The sequence below is a fragment of the Luteibacter sp. P4_E6 genome, from assembly GCF_056401535.1.
Window position 1 is genome coordinate 1 of the sequence record NZ_JBFUJE010000658.1, and the last position, 1,964, is coordinate 1,964.

Sequence of the window (1,964 nt, forward strand, 5' to 3'; positions counted from 1 at the left end):
GGCGAGAATCGTCGCCTCGGCATCGAGCACGAAGCCGGCCTTCTCGACTTCGGCCTTGACCGTCGCCGGGTCGATCCGGTGCAGATCTTCCGTGTTCTTCAGGCCCGCGCCCGGCGCAGCGGCGTGGTCGACGACCACGAAATAACCACCCGGCTTCAGCAGCTTGAAGACGGCCTGGTTGAATCCATCCACGCTCGCTCCGTTCATGAAGCTGTCGTGGAGGTCGTGATAGTTCTCGAAGGTCCAGATGACATCGAATGTATTGAAGGCGGAGGGCGCCGGCTGCTGGGCGATCGGATCCGAGATGGCTTCCACATTCCCGTGTCCGGGTTCGGCGGCTAGCGCTTTTGCCACCGCGACGGGATCCGACTTGAAGCCCGCGATCTCAGCGGGAACGTAGGCATATACCTTGCCCTTGCTGCCCACGACCGGCGAGAACAGCCGGGTCCAGTAGCCAGCGCCCGGCCATACGTCCATGACGACATCGCCGGGTTTCACCCGGGAGAACGCAACCAGGTCCGCAGGGCGACGCACGGCATCCTGCTGGGTGTCCTTCTCGGGCCGATGGGTATCGGCGATGGCGGCGGCGATGGAAGGGGCGGTGGCAGGCGGTGGCGTCTTCGCGACAGCGGCTACCGAGAGCAAGGCGGCGGCGGTCGCCGCGACGTAAAAGGCTGATTTCATACCTGGGCTTCCTGTTGGGTCAGTGGAATCAGGGTTGGAGCGATGCCGAGGTTAGTCCTTTCGCGGAAGCGCCGCAGCCATCGCCCCAACCGTCATGGTGCGCTCAGGTAGACCGGCCTGCATCATGAAAAATTACACCGAGGGTGTGCCGGTGCCCTGCCCGCAAGCGACTGACACCGTGGCGCAGTTTGACCTGGTAGTCACCGCGGACACCGCGCACGGGGCGACTGTTGACCGCGAAGAGAACGGCGTCGCCTTTCCGTAGTGGCACGACGGCCACCCGGGTCTGCATCCGGGGACGTTGTTCGGTAAGGACGAACTCTCCGCCGTCGAAATCGCGCCCGGGCTCGGAGAGCAGCACGGCCAGCTGCATCGGAAAGACGTGCTCCCCGTAGAGGTCCTGATGCAGGCAGTTGTAATCGTCGGGACCGTACTGCAACAACAGCGGCGTCGGACGCACCTGGCCGGCCTCGTGGCAGCGCTCGATGAAGGCGGCATGGTCGGATGGAAAGCGGACATCCTTGCCCACTCGCTCGTGCCAACGGTTCGCCAGGGGCGCGAGATGGGGATAGATCGACGTTCGCAGCGTTTCGACCAGGGGCGGCAAGGGATAGCTGAAATAGCGGTATTCCCCTCGGCCGAAACCGTGGCGAGCCATCACTACATGGCTGCGGAAACCCTGCCCGCCTCCGTACAGCCCGGAGATTCCGTCACATTGCCCCTCGTTCAGGAGCTTCGGCAGGACGGCCCAGCCCTGTGCGTCGAGTTCGGCAGAGACCGCGGTCCAGTCGATATCAAACATCATGAAAGCACTCCTCGTGAATACCGAGAAGGTCGCATCGATACCGCGGACGGACACTCCGATTCTTGCGCCTCGCTGGATCCGCAAGTTCCGGATAGTCCGCCTGCATGCGCTAGTCGATCATGGCGTACCCAATCGACAGCAATGGAGATGACCATGGCCAGCACACGCACCGAATCCGATCCACGTTGGGCAAGTGTCCTTGCACGAGATGCACGCGCCGACGATCAGTTCTGGTATTCCGTTTCGACCACGGGCATCTACTGCCGGCCCTCCTGCCGTTCCCGGCACGCCGACCCGAAACATGTTCAGCTACATGCAACCCTGGATGAAGCCAGGGCCACGGGTTTCCGGCCCTGCAAGCGCTGCCATCCGGATGGCGTCGTCGTCGAAGAGATCCGCTTCGCCGTCGGGGAGTCGACCCTGGGTACGATTCTTGTTGCCACAACCGGGAAAGGCGTCGTCTCCGTCCTTCTGG

3 protein-coding genes are annotated in these 1,964 nt (G+C 63.2%); 1 reads left to right on the plus strand and 2 read right to left on the minus strand.

Going from position 1 to position 1,964, the window contains the following annotated elements:
• Both AC1DT2_RS22055 and AC1DT2_RS22060 read right to left on the minus strand, forming a co-directional pair.
• Nucleotides 1–684: class I SAM-dependent methyltransferase (locus tag AC1DT2_RS22055; protein ID WP_477298749.1), on the minus strand; the 684-nt coding region annotated here is incomplete at its 3' end.
• Between the two features lie 103 nt (nt 685–787).
• A complete protein-coding gene (locus tag AC1DT2_RS22060) occupies nt 788–1,489 on the minus strand; it encodes a 2OG-Fe(II) oxygenase (protein ID WP_477298750.1) in 702 nt (233 codons plus the stop codon).
• A gap of 153 nt (nt 1,490–1,642) precedes the next feature.
• Here AC1DT2_RS22060 and AC1DT2_RS22065 point away from each other — a divergent pair.
• Nucleotides 1,643–1,964 (plus strand): Ada metal-binding domain-containing protein (locus AC1DT2_RS22065; RefSeq protein WP_477298752.1); only part of this gene is annotated, 322 nt, incomplete at its 3' end.